This window comes from Actinomadura violacea (assembly GCF_017573465.1).
In the GTDB taxonomy this organism is placed as follows: domain Bacteria; phylum Actinomycetota; class Actinomycetes; order Streptosporangiales; family Streptosporangiaceae; genus Spirillospora; species Spirillospora violacea.
In genome coordinates this window covers 84975-98689 of the sequence record NZ_JAGEPF010000015.1, presented here as the reverse complement: position 1 = coordinate 98689, position 13715 = coordinate 84975, and the positions used below count along the sequence as shown (strand labels likewise).

The window sequence follows — 13715 nt, the reverse complement described above, 5'->3', positions numbered from 1 at the left end:
CGCCCGCCGCGCTTGCCAGGTGCTGTCAGTACCAGTATCGAAGGGCTCTCGTTACCGGTACCGATTTCGCTCCAGTGTCGTTCCCATGACACAAACAACCGATCTGCGCGGGGTCGTTCCCGAGCGGGGTGCGCGGAACGGTCCCGGAGGCGCGACCCTCGGCCTCCTGCTGCTGGGCCAGTTCATGGCGATCCTGGACGTGAACATCGTCAACGTGGCGCTGCCGACGATGCGCGCGGACCTGCACGCGTCCGGCGCGGGGCTGCAGCTCATCGTCGCCGGCTACACGATCACCTACGCGGTGCTGCTGATCACCGGGGCGCGGCTCGGCGACATCGCCGGGCACCGCCGGATGTACCACACCGGCCTGGCCGCGTTCACGGTGCTGTCGCTCGCCTGCGGCCTGGCGCCGTCCACCTGGCCGCTGGTCGGGTTCCGGTTCCTGCAGGGCGCCGGGGCGGCGCTGATGACGCCGCAGGTGATGTCGATGATCCAGCGGGGCTTCACCGGCCCGGCCCGGGCGCGGGCGCTCGGCCTCTACTCGGCGGTGATCGCGGGCGGGGTGGTCGTCGGCCAGGCCGCCGGCGGCCTGCTGGTGAGCGCCGACCTGTTCGGCGCGGGCTGGCGGACGGTCTTCCTCGTCAACGTCCCGATCGGCGCGGCGCTTCTGGTGGCCGGGCCGCGGCTGCTGCGGCGCGACGAGCACTCGCGGGGCGGGGACCTCGACCTGCCGGGGCTGCTGACGCTGTCCCCGGCGGTGCTGCTGTTCGTCGTCCCGCTCATCCTCGGGCACGAGCTGGGCTGGCCGCTGTGGGGCTGGGTCTCGCTGGCGGCGAGCGCCGCGTTCCTCGCCGCGTTCGTGGCGGTGGAGCGGCGCGTGGCGGCGCGCGGCGGGCGGCCGCTGGTCTCGCCGCGGGTGCTGCGCGCGCCGGGGCTGCTGCCCGCCTGCGGTGCGATCATGCTGGCGCCGGGCTCGTGGGGCTCGTTCCTGTTCACCACGACCCTGCACCTGCAGGGCGACCTGAAGATGTCGCCGCTGGAGTCGGGGCTGGCGTTCATCCCGTGCGTCGCCGCGTTCGCGCTGGTCGGGCTGAACTGGCAGCGGCTGCCGGCCCGCTGGCACCGGCGGGTGATCCCGGCCGGCTTCGCCATCGCCGCCGCGGGCTACCTGTGCGTCGGGCCGCTGGCGGGCGGCGGCGTCGCGTACGAGCTGCTCACCGCGGTGATCGGGTTCGGCCTCGGAGTCATGTCGATCATCATGACGGTGGGGCTGGAGCACGTCCCGGCGGCGGACGCGGCGGACGCCAGCGGGCTGATGCTGACGCTCATGCAGATCAGCCAGGTGATCGGCATCGCGACCATCGGGACGCTGTTCCTGACCGCGGCGGAGTCGAGCGGCTCCACCCGGCACGCCGAGTACGGCACCGGGTGGGCGCTCGGTGCGGTCGCGCTGGCAGGCACCGTGTTCACCGTGATCCTGGCCCGCAGGCGGGAGGGCGTGCGCGACACCTGACGCGCTCCCCCGGCAGCGGCGTCAGGCACCGCTCCGGCGGGCGTCAGGCGCCGAGCCGGGCCCGCGCGGTCTCGACGGCGGGCGGGAGGTGACGGCGCGCGCGGGCGAGGCGGGGCAGCGCGCGGACCGCGTCGGCGAGCCCGCCGCGGCCGTCGCGGGTGCCGAGCGCCGCGGCGGCCGTCCGGGCGACCGCGGGGAGCGGGCGGCGCAGCCACGCGGTCAGCAGCCGGTTGCGGACCTCCCGGCGGCGCCGCGCCGCCGGGTTCCGGCCGCTCCGCGACGGGTGGTGGTGCACGACGAGTTCCGGCACGTAGGCCAGGCCCCAGCCGGCGGCGGCGAGGTCGAGCGCGAGGAGCTCCTCCTCGCCGGCGAAGTGCAGGACCTCGGAGAACCCCCCGGCGTCGAGGTAGGCGTCGCGGCGCACGATGGCCGAGCACGCGAGGAAGCCGAGCACGGCGGGGCCGGGCAGGCCGTCCGGCCGCCCGAGCGGCGCCCGCGCCATCTCCTCCGACACCGGCTCCAGCCGCTCCTCCTCGCCGACCAGGACGCGGGCGGCCAGCAGCGCCGTCCGGGGATGGGCGTCGAGGACCTCCACGGCCCGCTCCAGCGCCCCGGGCGCCCACCAGGAGTCGTCGTCGGCGAAGGCGACGTAGCGGGTCGCGGCCTCGCGCACGCCCGCGTTGCGGGCGGCGCCGCCGAGGTTGCCCGACAGCCGCAGCACCCGGGCCCCGGCCGCCTCGGCGACGTCGGGGGTGCCGTCGGCGGAGGCGTTGTCGACGACGATCACCGGCGCGGCGTGCCGGGTGAGGCTGTGGCGCAGCTCGTCCGCCCGGTCCCGGGTGGCGACCACGATCGTGACGTCGGCCATGTGCTCCTCCGCTCCCATCAGCTGACGTACCGGCGCGCCTTGGAGGTCCGCTGCGTCTCCTCCAGGCTGCGCAGCCGGGACTCCACGTCGCGCGGCAGCCTGCGGCGCTCCCGGGCGACCCAGCTCAGCCCGGCGGCGGCCTCGGCGAGCGCGCCCGCGGTGACGCGGTCGCGCGGCAGCGTGCGCAGCAGCCCGGCGGTGCGGCGGAACGCGACGGGCAACGGGCGGCGCAGCCAGGTGAACCACAGCGTGTTGCGGATGCCGTGCCGGCGCCGCAGGTGGGCCTCGCGCAGCGGCGACGGCTCGTGGTGGACGACGACGTCCTCGGCGTAGCACAGGTGCCAGCCGAGGGCCATCAGGTCGGCGCTGAGCAGCTCCTCCTCGCCGCCCAGCCACAGCCGCGGCGAGAACCCGCCGGCCTCCCGGAACGCCTCGGCCCGCAGCATGGACGCCCCCGCCAGGAACGACCCGAGCGCCGGGCCGGGCAGCCAGGACGGCCCGGGGACGGGCGAGTCGCGCAGTTCCGGGACGATCGGGTCCTCGCGGCCGCCGGGCTCGACCAGGATCCGCCCCGTGACCACGGCGAGCCGGGGATGGGCGTCCAGCAGGGCGGCGGCGCGCGGCGGCGCGTCCGGCTCCCACCAGGTGTCGTCGTCGCAGAACGCGACGTACGGGGTGCGGACGTGGTCGACCGCGAGGTTGCGGGCGACGGCGCCGAGGTTGCGCTGGGACCGGATCAGCCGGAAGCCGGGGAACTCCTCGGCGACGGCGTCGGGCGTCCCGTCCCGCGAGGCGTTGTCCACCACGATGACGGGGGGCGCGCCGGGCAGCGCCCGCAGCCGCCCGAGCGTCGCCAACAGCGAGCGCCTGCGGTCCCGGGTGATGACGACGACGGTGCAGCGCATGGCACGCCCCGTACCCCCCGCGCCGGGCTCCATGTCGCGGCTTGCACCACCAAGGCCCACAAACCCCACCAGGCACCGCAATACGCATGAAATCCCATTTCAGGCGTCACTTCGTTCACCGACGACTTTTCCTGGCACAGCGTTTAGAGCCGGACTTCCCGGTAATGCACGAAATCACCTATAGGGGATTCGCTCCCACGGAGATCCTCAGGGCGATGCCCACGACGGCGGCATCCGCCACTCCACCGAACGCTGCGCCGAAACGGGGCTCATACATGCGCGTGCTCGGAATCAACGCGATCTTCCACGACCCGGCCGCCGCCCTCGTGGTGGACGGAACGGTCGTGGCCGCGGCGGAGGAGGAACGCTTCAGCCGCCGCAAGCACGGCAAGCGGCCGGTCGCCTTCGCCGCCTGGGAACCGCCGGAGCTGGCGGCCCGCTGGTGCCTGGAGCGCGCCGGGCTCGAGCCCGGCGACCTGGACGCCGTCGCCTACGCCTATGACCCCGGCCTGGTCGAGCCCGGTCTGGACGGGCACGACGAGCAGTGGGAGCGGCTGCGGACGCTGTACGCGCACCGCGCCCCGAACTTCCTGGCCACCGCGCTGCCGGGGCTCGACCCGGGGATCGTCCGGTACGTCCCGCACCATGTGGCGCACGCCGCGTCCGCCGCCCTGGCCGCGCCGCGGCCCTGCGACGGCGACGTCCTCGTCCTGGACGGCCGGGGCGAGTCGCATTCGCACCTCGCCGGTACCTACGCGGGCGGGGAGCTGACCCCGCTGCACGCGCAGCGCCTGCCGCACTCGCTCGGCCTGATGTACGAGGACCTCACCGAGCACCTCGGCTTCCTGCGCTCCAGCGACGAGTACAAGGTGATGGCCCTGGCGTCCTACGGCGAGCCGCGCTTCCTGGACGAGCTGCGCGAGCACGTGCGGGCCACCGGCGACGGCGGCTTCGCGGTCGCGCCGATCGACTGGGGCGCCCTCGCCAAGGCCCGCGCGTCCGACGGGGAGTGGACGCGCGACCACGCCGACCTCGCCGCGAGCGTCCAGGCGCGGCTGGAGGAGGTGCTGCTGGACCTGGCGTCGTGGCTGCACGGGCGGACCGGGTCGCGGCGGCTGATGCTCGCCGGCGGGGTCGCGCTGAACTGCGTGGCGAACTCGCGGCTCCTCGCGGACGGCCCCTACGACGACATCTGGGTGCAGCCCGCGGCCGGGGACGCGGGCACCGCGCTCGGCGCCGCCCTGCACCTCGCGCAGGAAGGCGGCGACGCCGTCACCGCGATGCCGGGCGCCGACCTCGGCCGCCAGTGGGACGAGGAGTCGATCGCACGGATCCTCGACACGGCCAAGGTGCTCTACGAGCGCCCGCCCGACCTCGCAGCGGCCGTCGCCGAGGCGCTGGCCCGCGACGAGATCGTCGCCTGGTTCCAAGGGCGCTCGGAGTTCGGCCCGCGCGCGCTCGGGCACCGGTCGCTGCTCGCGCATCCCGGCCACGCCGCCAACATCGAGCGGCTCAACGACGTGAAGGGCCGCGAGCAGTTCCGGCCCATCGCCCCGATGGTCGCCCTGGAGCACGCCGCCGAGATCTTCGACGGCCCGATCCCGAGCCCGTACATGCTGTTCGTGCACGACGTCCGCCCGGAGTGGCGGGAGCGGATCCCGGCGGTCGTCCACGTGGACGGCACCGCGCGGGTCCAGACCGTCGCCCAGGGCCACGAGCCGCTCGTCGCGCGGCTGCTGGAGGAGTTCCGGCTGCGCACCGGGCTGCCGGTCATCGTCAACACCAGCCTGAACACCGCGGGACGGCCCATGGTGGACGACCCGCGGGACGCACTGGAGTGCTTCGGCTCCGCGCCGGTGGACCTGCTGGCGATCGGCCCGTTCGTCGTCCGCCGACGGGAGGTGCACGCCCGATGAGCTGCACCGTCGTCGTCCCGACGATCGGCCGGCCGAGCCTGCGGACCGTCCTGGAAGCGCTGCTGGACTCGATCGCCGGCGGCCCCGAGCCCGCCCCGCACGAGATCATCGTGGTGGACGACCGGCCCGCGCACGGCGCGCCGCTGCCGCTGCCGGGCTCCGGCGGCCGGCGGATCCGGGTGATCCGCTCCGGCGGGCGCGGCCCGGCCGCCGCGCGCAACGCCGGCTGGCGCGCCGCCGCCACCGAATGGGTCGCCTTCCTGGACGATGACGTCGTCCCCGACCCGGGCTGGACGCAGCGGCTCGCCGCCGACCTCGCCGGGCTGCCGCCCAAGGTCGCGGGCTCGCAGGGGCAGGTCACCGTCCCGCCGCCGGACGGCCGCCGCCCCACCGACTGGGAGCGCAGCACCGCCGGGCTCGCCGGCGCGGACTGGATCACCGCCGACATGGCGTACCGGCGCGGCGTCCTCGCCGAGCTGGGCGGCTTCGACGAGCGGTTCCGCCGCGCCTACCGGGAGGACGCCGACCTCGCGCTGCGCGCCCTGGCCGCCGGGCACGAGCTGGTCCGGGGCGAGCGGCACGTGACGCATCCGGTGCGCCCGGCCGGGTTCTGGGCGTCGGTCCGCGCGCAGGCCGGCAACGCCGACGACGTCCTCATGTGGCGCGTGCACGGCGCCGGCTGGCGCGCCCGCGCGGGCGAAGGCCCCGGGCTGCTGCGCCGCCACGTCATGACGACCGCCGCCGGCCTCGCCGCGCTCACCGCGGTGCCCGCCGCAATGCGGGGGAACCGGGCCGCGACCGCCGCCTCGGCGCTGGCCGCGGGCGCGTGGACGGTCTCGACCGCCCGGTTCGCGCTCCAGCGGGTCCGTCCCGGCCCCCGGACGCCCGGCGAGGTGCTGAAGATGGCGGTCACCAGCGCGGTCATCCCGCCCGCCGCCGTCCGGCACCGGATCCGGGGCCTGATCCTGCACCGCGACGCCCGGCCCTGGGCCGGTCCGTGGGTCGTGCTGTTCGACCGCGACGACACCCTCATCCGCGACGTCCCGTACAACGGCGACCCGGCGCTGGTCGAGCCGATGCCGGGCGCGCGCCGGGCGCTGGACCGGCTGCGCCGGCACGGCGTCCGGATCGGCGTGGTGTCCAACCAGTCGGGCGTGGCGAAGGGGCGCATCACCGCCGGCGACGTCCGCCGCGTCAACGCGCGGGTCGAGGAGCTGCTCGGCCGTATCGACGTGTGGGAGTTCTGCCCGCACGACGGCGACGACGGGTGCGAGTGCCGCAAACCGCGGCCCGGCATGATCGAGCGCGCCGTGCGGCGGCTCGGCGCGCTGCCGGCCGACTGCGCCGTCATCGGCGACATCGGCCGCGACATCGAGGCCGCCGCGGCGGCCGGCGTCCGGGGCATCCTGGTGCCGACCGTCCGCACCCGGCCCGCGGAGATCGCGCGGGCCTGGGAGACGGCACCGGACCTCGGCGCCGCCGTCGACCTGGTCCTCGGCGGAAGGCGGACGCGATGAGGGTGCTGCTGGCACGCCAGGACAACCTCGGCGACGTGCTGCTCGCCGGGCCCGCGGTCCGGTCGGTCGCCGCGGGGGCGGACGAGGTCGTGCTGCTGTGCGGGCCGCGCGGCCGCGCCGCCGCCGACCTGCTGCCCGGCGTGGACGAGGTCATCGAGTGGCGCGCGCCCTGGATCGACCCCGAGCCGGCCCCGGTCGACCGGGCCGACATCGAGGCGGCCGTCACGAAGCTGGCGGGCTTCGACCGGGCGCTGATCCTCACCTCGTTCCACCAGTCGCCGCTGCCGCTCGCGCTGCTGCTGCGGCTGGCAGGCGTCCCGTGGATCGGCGGCATCAGCGACGACTACCCCGGCTCCCTGCTGGACCTGCGGCACCGCCCCGACGGCGACGTGCCCGAGCCGCTGCGGATGCTGGCGCTCGCCGAGGACGCCGGGTTCCCCGCGCCCGCCGACACCCGGCTGCGGGTGCGCGAGCCGCTGCCCGACACCGACCACCTCACCGGCGGCGCCGGCTACGTGGTGGTGCACCCGGGGACGTCGGTCCCGGCGCGGGCCTGGCCGCCGGAGCGGTGCGCCGAGGCCGTCCGGCTGCTGCGCGCCGCCGGCCACCGGGTCGTGGTGACCGGGCACGGCGAGGAGAAGGAGCTGACCGCGCTCGTCGCCGGGGAGGACGGCCTCGACCTCGGCGGCCGCACCGCGCTGCCGGAACTGGCGTCGGTGCTGCGCGGCGCCCGCGCCGTCGTCGCCGGCAACACCGGCCCCGCGCACCTCGCCGCCGCCGTCGGCACCCCGGTCGTGTCGCTGTTCGCGCCGACCGTCCCGGCCGGCCGGTGGGCGCCGTTCGGGGTTCCGATGGCGCTGCTCGGCGACCAGGGCGCGCCCTGCAAGGACAGCCGCGCCCGCGTCTGCCCGGTCGAGGGCCACCCCTGCCTGGCGTCGGTCGGCGCCGACGAGGTCGCCGCGGCCGTCGAGGTCGTCGCCGTGGACCCGCGCGGAACACCCCGGGAGGAGGCGCGCGCCCGATGAGAGTCCTGCTCTGGCACGTCCACGGCTCGTGGGCCACGTCGTTCGTGCACGGGCCGCAGACCACGCTCGTCCCCGTCACCCCGGACAAGGGCCCGGACGGCCGGGGCCGCCCCGACACGTTCACCTGGCCCGACCGCGCCGTCGAGGTCGCGCCCGAGCGGTTGCGGCACGAGGACGTCGACGTCGTCGTCCTGCAGCGCCCCCGCGAACTGGAGCTCGCCGAGCAATGGCTCGGCCGCCGCCCCGGACGCGACGTCCCCGCCGTCTACGTCGAGCACGACACCCCCCGCCGCACCCCGGCGGACGCGAGCCTGCCCGAGGAGGTCGTCCCCGACAGCCGGCACTTCCTGCACGACCGCGGCGACATCCCCGTCGTGCACGTCACGAACTTCAACCGGCTGTTCTGGAACTGCGGCCGCGCCCCGACCACGGTCATCGAGCACGGGGTCGTCGACCCCGGGCACCGCTGCACCGGCGACATGCCGCGCGCCGGCGTCGTCATCAACGACCCGCTGCGGCGCGGCCGCGTCGCCGGCACCGACCTGCTCGCCGAGCTGGCGCGCGCCGTCCCCCTGGACCTGTTCGGCATGAACGTCGCCGGCGTCCCGGAGGCGCTCGGCATCGCGCCGGAGTCGCTGTGGACGTTCGAGGACCTGCCGCAGGCGCGGATGCACGAGGAGCTCGCCCGCCGCCGCGTCTACGTCCACCCCTACCGGTGGACCTCCCTCGGCCTCGCCCTGATCGAGGCCATGATGCTCGGCCTGCCCGTGGTGGCGCTCGCCACCACCGAGGCGGTCGAGGCGGTGCCGCCGGAGGCCGGGGTGCTGTCCACGCGGGTCGCGCATCTGGCCGACGCCGCGCGGGCCCTGGCCGCCGACCCGCCGCGCGCCCGCCAGATGGGCAAGGAGGCGCGCGCGTACGCCGTCGAACGCTACGGCCTGCCGCGGTTCCTGCGCGACTGGGAGCGAACTCTCACGGAGGTAACGCGATGAGAATAGCCATGATCTCCGAGCACGCCAGCCCGCTGGCCGCCAAGGGCGGGCTGGGCGGGGCGGACGGCGGCGGCCAGAACGTCTTCGTCGCGGAGCTGGCGGCCGAGCTCGGCCGGCAAGGCCACTACGTCACCGTGTACACGCGGCGGGACGCGCCGGCGCTGCCGCGCCGGGTGCGCCTCGCGCCCGGCGTGACGGTCGAGCACGTCCCGGCGGGCCCCGCCGAGCGCATCGCCAAGGACGACCTGCTGCCGTGGATGCGCGACTTCGGGCTCTACCTGGAGCAGCGCTGGGGGGCCGAGGCGCCGGACGTGGCGCACGCGCACTTCTGGATGAGCGGGCTCGCCGCGCTGCAGGCGGTCGCGCCGCTCTCGTCGCGGCGCGTGCCGGTGGTGCAGACCTACCACGCGCTCGGCACCGTGAAGCGGCGCCACCAGGGCGGCAGGGACACCAGCCCGCCGGCGCGCCTGCGGCTGGAGCGCACGATCGGCCGCTCCGCCGGCGCCGTCATCGCCACCTGCGCCGACGAGGTCGCCGAGCTGACCGCGATGGACGTGCCGCGCGAGCGGATCTCGGTGGTGCCGTGCGGCGTCGACCTCCGGCTGTTCACCCCGGACGGGCCCCGCTGGGAGGGCCCCTGGCCGGACGAGGACGCCGCCGGCGGCAGGGAGCGGCACCGGCTCGTCGTGCTGTCGCGGCTCGTCGAGCGCAAGGGCGTGGACACCGCGATCCGGGCGCTGGCGCACCTGCCGGACGCCGAGCTGGCCGTCGCAGGCGGCCCGCCGCGCGGCGACCTGGACGCCGACCCCGAGGTGCGGCGGCTGCGCGGCGTCGCGCGGGACGCGGGCGTCGCGGACCGGGTGGAGTTCCTCGGCCGGCTCGGCCGCGAGGAGGTCCCGCCGCTGCTGCGGTCGGCGAGCCTGGTGGTGACCCTCCCCTGGTACGAGCCGTTCGGCATGGTGCCGCTGGAGGCGATGGCGTGCGGCGTCCCGGTCGTGGCCAGCGCCGTCGGCGGCCATCTCGACACCGTCGTGGACGGCGGAACCGGCGTGCTCGTCCCGCCGCGCGCCCCGGAGGCGGCGGCCGCCGCGATCCGGGGCCTGCTGGACGACCCGGCGGGCCGCGCCGCGCTGGGCTTCGCCGCGGCCGACCGGGCCCGGGAGCGCTACTCCTGGACGCGCGTCGCCGCCGACACCGCCGGCGTCTACGAGCGCGCCGCGACGCTGAGCGGGGTGGCCGCATGACCGAGCGAAGCGAGGGCATGCGGCGGTTTTGCCGGGGGGCGCGGGGGGTCGCCCCCCGCAGGGAGGCAGCCTGATGACGACCACTACGCAACGGGTCGCGCGGACGCGCACCGCCACGGCGCAGGACCGCCGGCTGGAGGCGCTCGCCGAGGCGGCACTGGAGTTCCGCGCACAGGTCCCCACCATCGAGGCGTGGGGCCGCCGGCTCGCGGGCGTGCTGCGCTCCGGCGGGCGGCTGCTCGCCTGCGGGAACGGGGGCAGCGCCGCCGAGGCGCAGCATCTGACCGCCGAGCTCGTCGGCCGGTTCGAGGACGAGCGGCGGCCGCTGTCGGCGATCCCGCTGCACGGCGACACCTCGTCGGTCACGGCGATCGGCAACGACTACGGCGCGGCGCACGTGTTCGCCCGGCAGGTGCAGGCGCACGGCCGCGCGGGCGACGTGCTGGTGTGCCTGTCGACCAGCGGCCGCAGCCCCAACGTGATCGCCGCGGCGGACCGGGCCCGCGGGCTCGGGATGACCGCGTGGGCGGTCACCGGGCCCGGCCCGAACCCGCTCGCCGACGCCTGCCACGACGCGATCACCGTGCGGGCGGCGGCGACCTCGACCGTCCAGGAGATCCACCTCGCCGCGATGCACCTGCTCTGCGGGGTGGTCGACGACGCCTTGGGGGTTACCAGATGACCGCACCGCTGGTGGTGGTGGGCGACGTGCTGCTCGACGTCGACATCGTCGGGACGAGCAGCCGGCTGTGCCCGGACGCGCCCGTCCCGGTCGTCGAGCAGGCCGAGGAGCACGCCCGTCCCGGCGGCGCCGGGCTGGCCGCGCTGCTCGCGGCGGCCGAGGGCCGGGAGGTCGTCCTCGTCACCGCGCTCGCCGACGACGAGCCGGGGCGGCGGCTGCGCGCGATGCTGGAGCGGCACCTGGAGGTCGCCGCGTTCCACCTGCACGGCGGCACGCCCTGCAAGCTGCGCATCCGGTCGGGGGACCAGTCGGTGGCGCGCCTGGACGCCGGGGAAGGGCAGGCCCTCGACGGGCCCGTCGGCCCGCGCGTCACCGACGCGATCGCGGGGGCCGGCGCGGTGCTGGTCTCCGACTACGGGCGCGGCGTGACCCGGCACCGCGCCGTCCGGTCGCTGCTCGGCGCGCTGCCGCGCGGCGTCCCGGTCGTGTGGGACCCGCATCCGCGCGGCGAGCCGCCGGTGCCGGGGACGCGGCTGCTCACCCCGAACGAGGAGGAGGCGGCCCGGCTCGCCGCCGCGGACGGCGCCGACATCACCGGGTTCGGGCTGTCGGCGGCGGGCCGGCGCGGCCGCCACCTCGGCCGGTCGTGGAACATCGAGGGCGTCGCGATCACGCTCGGCTCCGAGGGCGCGCTGCTGTGCGACGGGTCGGAGGCGCCGTTCCTGGCGCCCGCCGAGCCGGCGCGCGGCGACTCCTGCGGCGCCGGCGACAGCTTCGCCGCCGGGACGGTCGAGGCGCTCGCCGACGGCGCGTCGCTCACCGGCGCCGTCACCGCGGGCGTGCGCCGCGCGTCGGACTTCGTCCGGGCGGGCGCGGCGGCGGCCGTCGCGGCGCAGCTCGACGAGACCGGCAGCGCCCGGCTCGTCCCCGAACGCGGGGACGACGCCTGGGACGTCGTCGAGCGGACGCGGCGGGCGGGCGGCACGGTCGTGGCGACCGGCGGCTGCTTCGACCTGCTGCACGCCGGGCACGTCAGCATGCTGCAGCAGGCCCGGCGGCTCGGCGACTGCCTGATCGTCTGCGTCAACTCCGACGCGTCGGTGCGCCGCCGCAAGGGCCCGACCCGCCCGCTGACGCCCGCCGCGGACCGCGTCCGGGTGCTGGAGGCGCTCAGCGACGTGGACGCCGCGGTGGTGTTCGACGACGACACCCCGGCGCCGCTGCTGGCGCGGCTGCGCCCCGACGTGTGGGTCAAGGGCGCCGACTACGCCGGGACGATCCTGCCCGAGGCCGAGACGGTCCGGGCCCACAACGGAGAGGTGGTCCTGCTGCCCCTGCTGGAAGGGCGCTCCACCACGCGCCTGCTGTCCACCACCGACACGCCGTCCACCCCCAACACGCTTTCCACCACCAACTCCTCGAAGGGAAACGCGTCATGAACGTCCTCATCACCGGTGGAGCCTCCGGACTCGGCGCGGCGGTCGCGCGCAAGGTCGCCGACGACGGCGGACGCCCCCTGATCCTCGACCGGCACCCCCCGAAGGACGACTTCGAGCACATGCAGGCCGACCTCGCGGACCGCCCGTGCGCCGAGCGCGCCGTGCACGGGCTGGCGCGCGCGGCGGGCGGCCTCAACGCGGTCGTCACCGCCGCGGGCACCGACGCGTGCGGGTCGCTGTGCGAGGTGCCCGCCGAGGACTGGGAGCGGGTCGTGCAGGTGAACCTGCTCGGCACCGCCGCCGTCGTCCGCGCCGCGCTCCCCTACCTGGAGAACGAGCCGAGCGGGCGGATCGTCACGGTCGCCTCGACGCTCGGGCTGCGGGCGCTGCCCGACGCCACCGCGTACTGCGCGTCGAAGTTCGGTGTCGTCGGGTTCACGCGCGCGCTGGCCGCGGAGATGGCCGGGAAGGTCGCCGTCACGATGATCGTGCCGGGCGGGATGGACACCGCGTTCTTCGACGACCGCACCGAGCAGTACAAGCCGGGCCCGGACGCCCAGCTGAACAGCCCGGACGACGTCGCCGCGGCGATCGCCTTCGCGCTGCGCCAGCCGCCCGGCTGCGAGGTGCGGGAGATGGTCGTCTGCCCGTCCAGGGAGCCGTCGTGGCCGTGACGGCCCCCCGCCGCGCGCTGGTGCTGCGGGCGCTCGGGCTCGGCGACCTGCTCACCGCGGTCCCCGCGCTGCGGGCGCTGCGGCGCGGGATGCCCGGGGCGCGGATCACCCTCGCCGCGCCGCCCGCGCTGGCGCCGCTGGCGCTGGCCACGGGCGCGGTCGACGACGTCCTGCCGGCGGACTCGGGCCTCGGCCCGCTGCCGCCGGCCGGCCCGGTCGGCGCGGCCGTCAACCTGCACGGCCGCGGCCCGCAGAGCCACCGGCTGCTGGCGGCGCTGCACCCCGCCCGGCTGCTGGCGTTCGCGCACACCGGCGCGCTGCACACCGACGGCCCCGACTGGGACCCGGGCGAGCACGAGGTGGCGCGGTGGTGCCGGCTGGTGCGCGCCTACGGCTTCGACGCCGACCCCGACGACCTGGACCTCGCGCCGCCGCCGGTCGCCTCGCCCGTGCCCGGCGCGGTCGTCGTGCACCCGGGCGCCGCGTTCCCGGCGCGGCGCTGGCCGGCCGAGCGGTTCGCGGCGGTCGCGGCGGCGCTGCGCGCGGGCGGCGAGCGCGTCGTCGTCACCGGCGGCCCCGGGGAGGCGGACCTCGCGCACGAGGTCGTGGAGCTCGCCGGGCTCGACGCGTGCGACGACCTGTCCGGCCGCACCCATCTCCCCCAGCTGGCCGCGCTGGTCGCGGGCGCCCGGCTGGTGGTGTGCGGCGACACCGGCGTCGCGCACCTCGCGACCGCCTTCCGCACCCCGTCGGTGCTGCTGTTCGGGCCGACGCCGCCCGCGCGGTGGGGGCCGCCCGACCGGGCCGAGCACCGCGTGCTGTGGGCCGGCCGGATCGGCGACCCGCACGGCGGCGAGCCCCACCCGGGCCTGCTGGAGATCTCCGCGGACCAGGCCGTCGAGGCGGCCGGGAAGGCGCTCACGCCACACGTTTAGGAGGA

Annotated in this window: 12 protein-coding genes; 10 read left to right on the top strand and 2 right to left on the bottom strand. The window is 76.9% G+C overall.

What is annotated here, in order from left to right; translation table 11 throughout:
• The first annotated feature begins 85 nt into the window (after window positions 1-85).
• Window positions 86-1513 carry an MFS transporter gene (locus J4709_RS24475; protein WP_208244138.1) on the top strand — a complete coding sequence of 476 codons (1428 nt, stop codon included), beginning with the start codon at window positions 86-88 and terminating at the stop codon, window positions 1511-1513.
• Window positions 1514-1556: 43 nt separating this feature from the next.
• Here J4709_RS24475 and J4709_RS24470 read toward each other — a convergent pair whose 3' ends face one another.
• Window positions 1557-2381 carry a glycosyltransferase family 2 protein gene (locus J4709_RS24470; protein WP_232383995.1) on the bottom strand — a complete coding sequence of 275 codons (825 nt, stop codon included), beginning with the start codon at window positions 2379-2381 and terminating at the stop codon, window positions 1557-1559.
• Window positions 2382-2398: 17 nt separating this feature from the next.
• Window positions 2399-3286 (bottom strand): glycosyltransferase family 2 protein, encoded by an 888-nt coding sequence (locus tag J4709_RS24465; RefSeq protein WP_208244136.1) that lies wholly within the window; start codon window positions 3284-3286, stop codon window positions 2399-2401.
• Between the two features lie 275 nt (window positions 3287-3561).
• Between J4709_RS24465 and J4709_RS24460 the strand changes: the two genes are divergently transcribed.
• The 9 genes from J4709_RS24460 (at window position 3562) to J4709_RS24420 (ending at window position 13710) form a co-directional block, all read left to right on the top strand.
• Window positions 3562-5202, top strand: a complete 1641-nt coding sequence (locus J4709_RS24460; RefSeq protein WP_208244135.1) for a carbamoyltransferase family protein — start codon at window positions 3562-3564, stop codon at window positions 5200-5202.
• Window positions 5199-6719 carry an HAD-IIIA family hydrolase gene (locus tag J4709_RS24455; protein ID WP_208244134.1) on the top strand — a complete coding sequence of 507 codons (1521 nt, stop codon included), beginning with the start codon at window positions 5199-5201 and terminating at the stop codon, window positions 6717-6719. The genes J4709_RS24460 and J4709_RS24455 overlap by 4 nt, the downstream gene beginning before the upstream one ends.
• Window positions 6716-7744, top strand: coding sequence for a glycosyltransferase family 9 protein (locus J4709_RS24450; protein WP_208244133.1), 1029 nt, complete (start codon window positions 6716-6718; stop codon window positions 7742-7744). The genes J4709_RS24455 and J4709_RS24450 overlap by 4 nt, the downstream gene beginning before the upstream one ends.
• On the top strand, window positions 7741-8736 hold the full coding sequence (locus tag J4709_RS24445; protein WP_208244132.1) for a glycosyltransferase: 996 nt from the start codon (window positions 7741-7743) through the stop codon (window positions 8734-8736). The genes J4709_RS24450 and J4709_RS24445 overlap by 4 nt, the downstream gene beginning before the upstream one ends.
• Window positions 8737-8744: 8 nt before the next feature.
• Window positions 8745-9980, top strand: coding sequence for a glycosyltransferase (locus J4709_RS24440; RefSeq protein ID WP_232383994.1), 1236 nt, complete (start codon window positions 8745-8747; stop codon window positions 9978-9980).
• Window positions 9981-10053: 73 nt separating this feature from the next.
• Entirely contained in the window at window positions 10054-10662 is a 609-nt protein-coding gene (locus tag J4709_RS24435; RefSeq protein ID WP_208244130.1) for a D-sedoheptulose-7-phosphate isomerase, read from the top strand.
• Window positions 10659-12101 (top strand): PfkB family carbohydrate kinase, encoded by a 1443-nt coding sequence (locus J4709_RS24430; RefSeq protein WP_208244129.1) that lies wholly within the window; start codon window positions 10659-10661, stop codon window positions 12099-12101. Before J4709_RS24435 ends, J4709_RS24430 begins: the two co-directional genes overlap by 4 nt.
• On the top strand, window positions 12098-12775 hold the full coding sequence (locus J4709_RS24425) for an SDR family oxidoreductase (protein ID WP_208244128.1): 678 nt from the start codon (window positions 12098-12100) through the stop codon (window positions 12773-12775). The genes J4709_RS24430 and J4709_RS24425 overlap by 4 nt, the downstream gene beginning before the upstream one ends.
• On the top strand, window positions 12766-13710 hold the full coding sequence (locus J4709_RS24420) for a glycosyltransferase family 9 protein (RefSeq protein ID WP_307801500.1): 945 nt from the start codon (window positions 12766-12768) through the stop codon (window positions 13708-13710). The genes J4709_RS24425 and J4709_RS24420 overlap by 10 nt, the downstream gene beginning before the upstream one ends.
• Window positions 13711-13715: the final 5 nt, after the last annotated feature.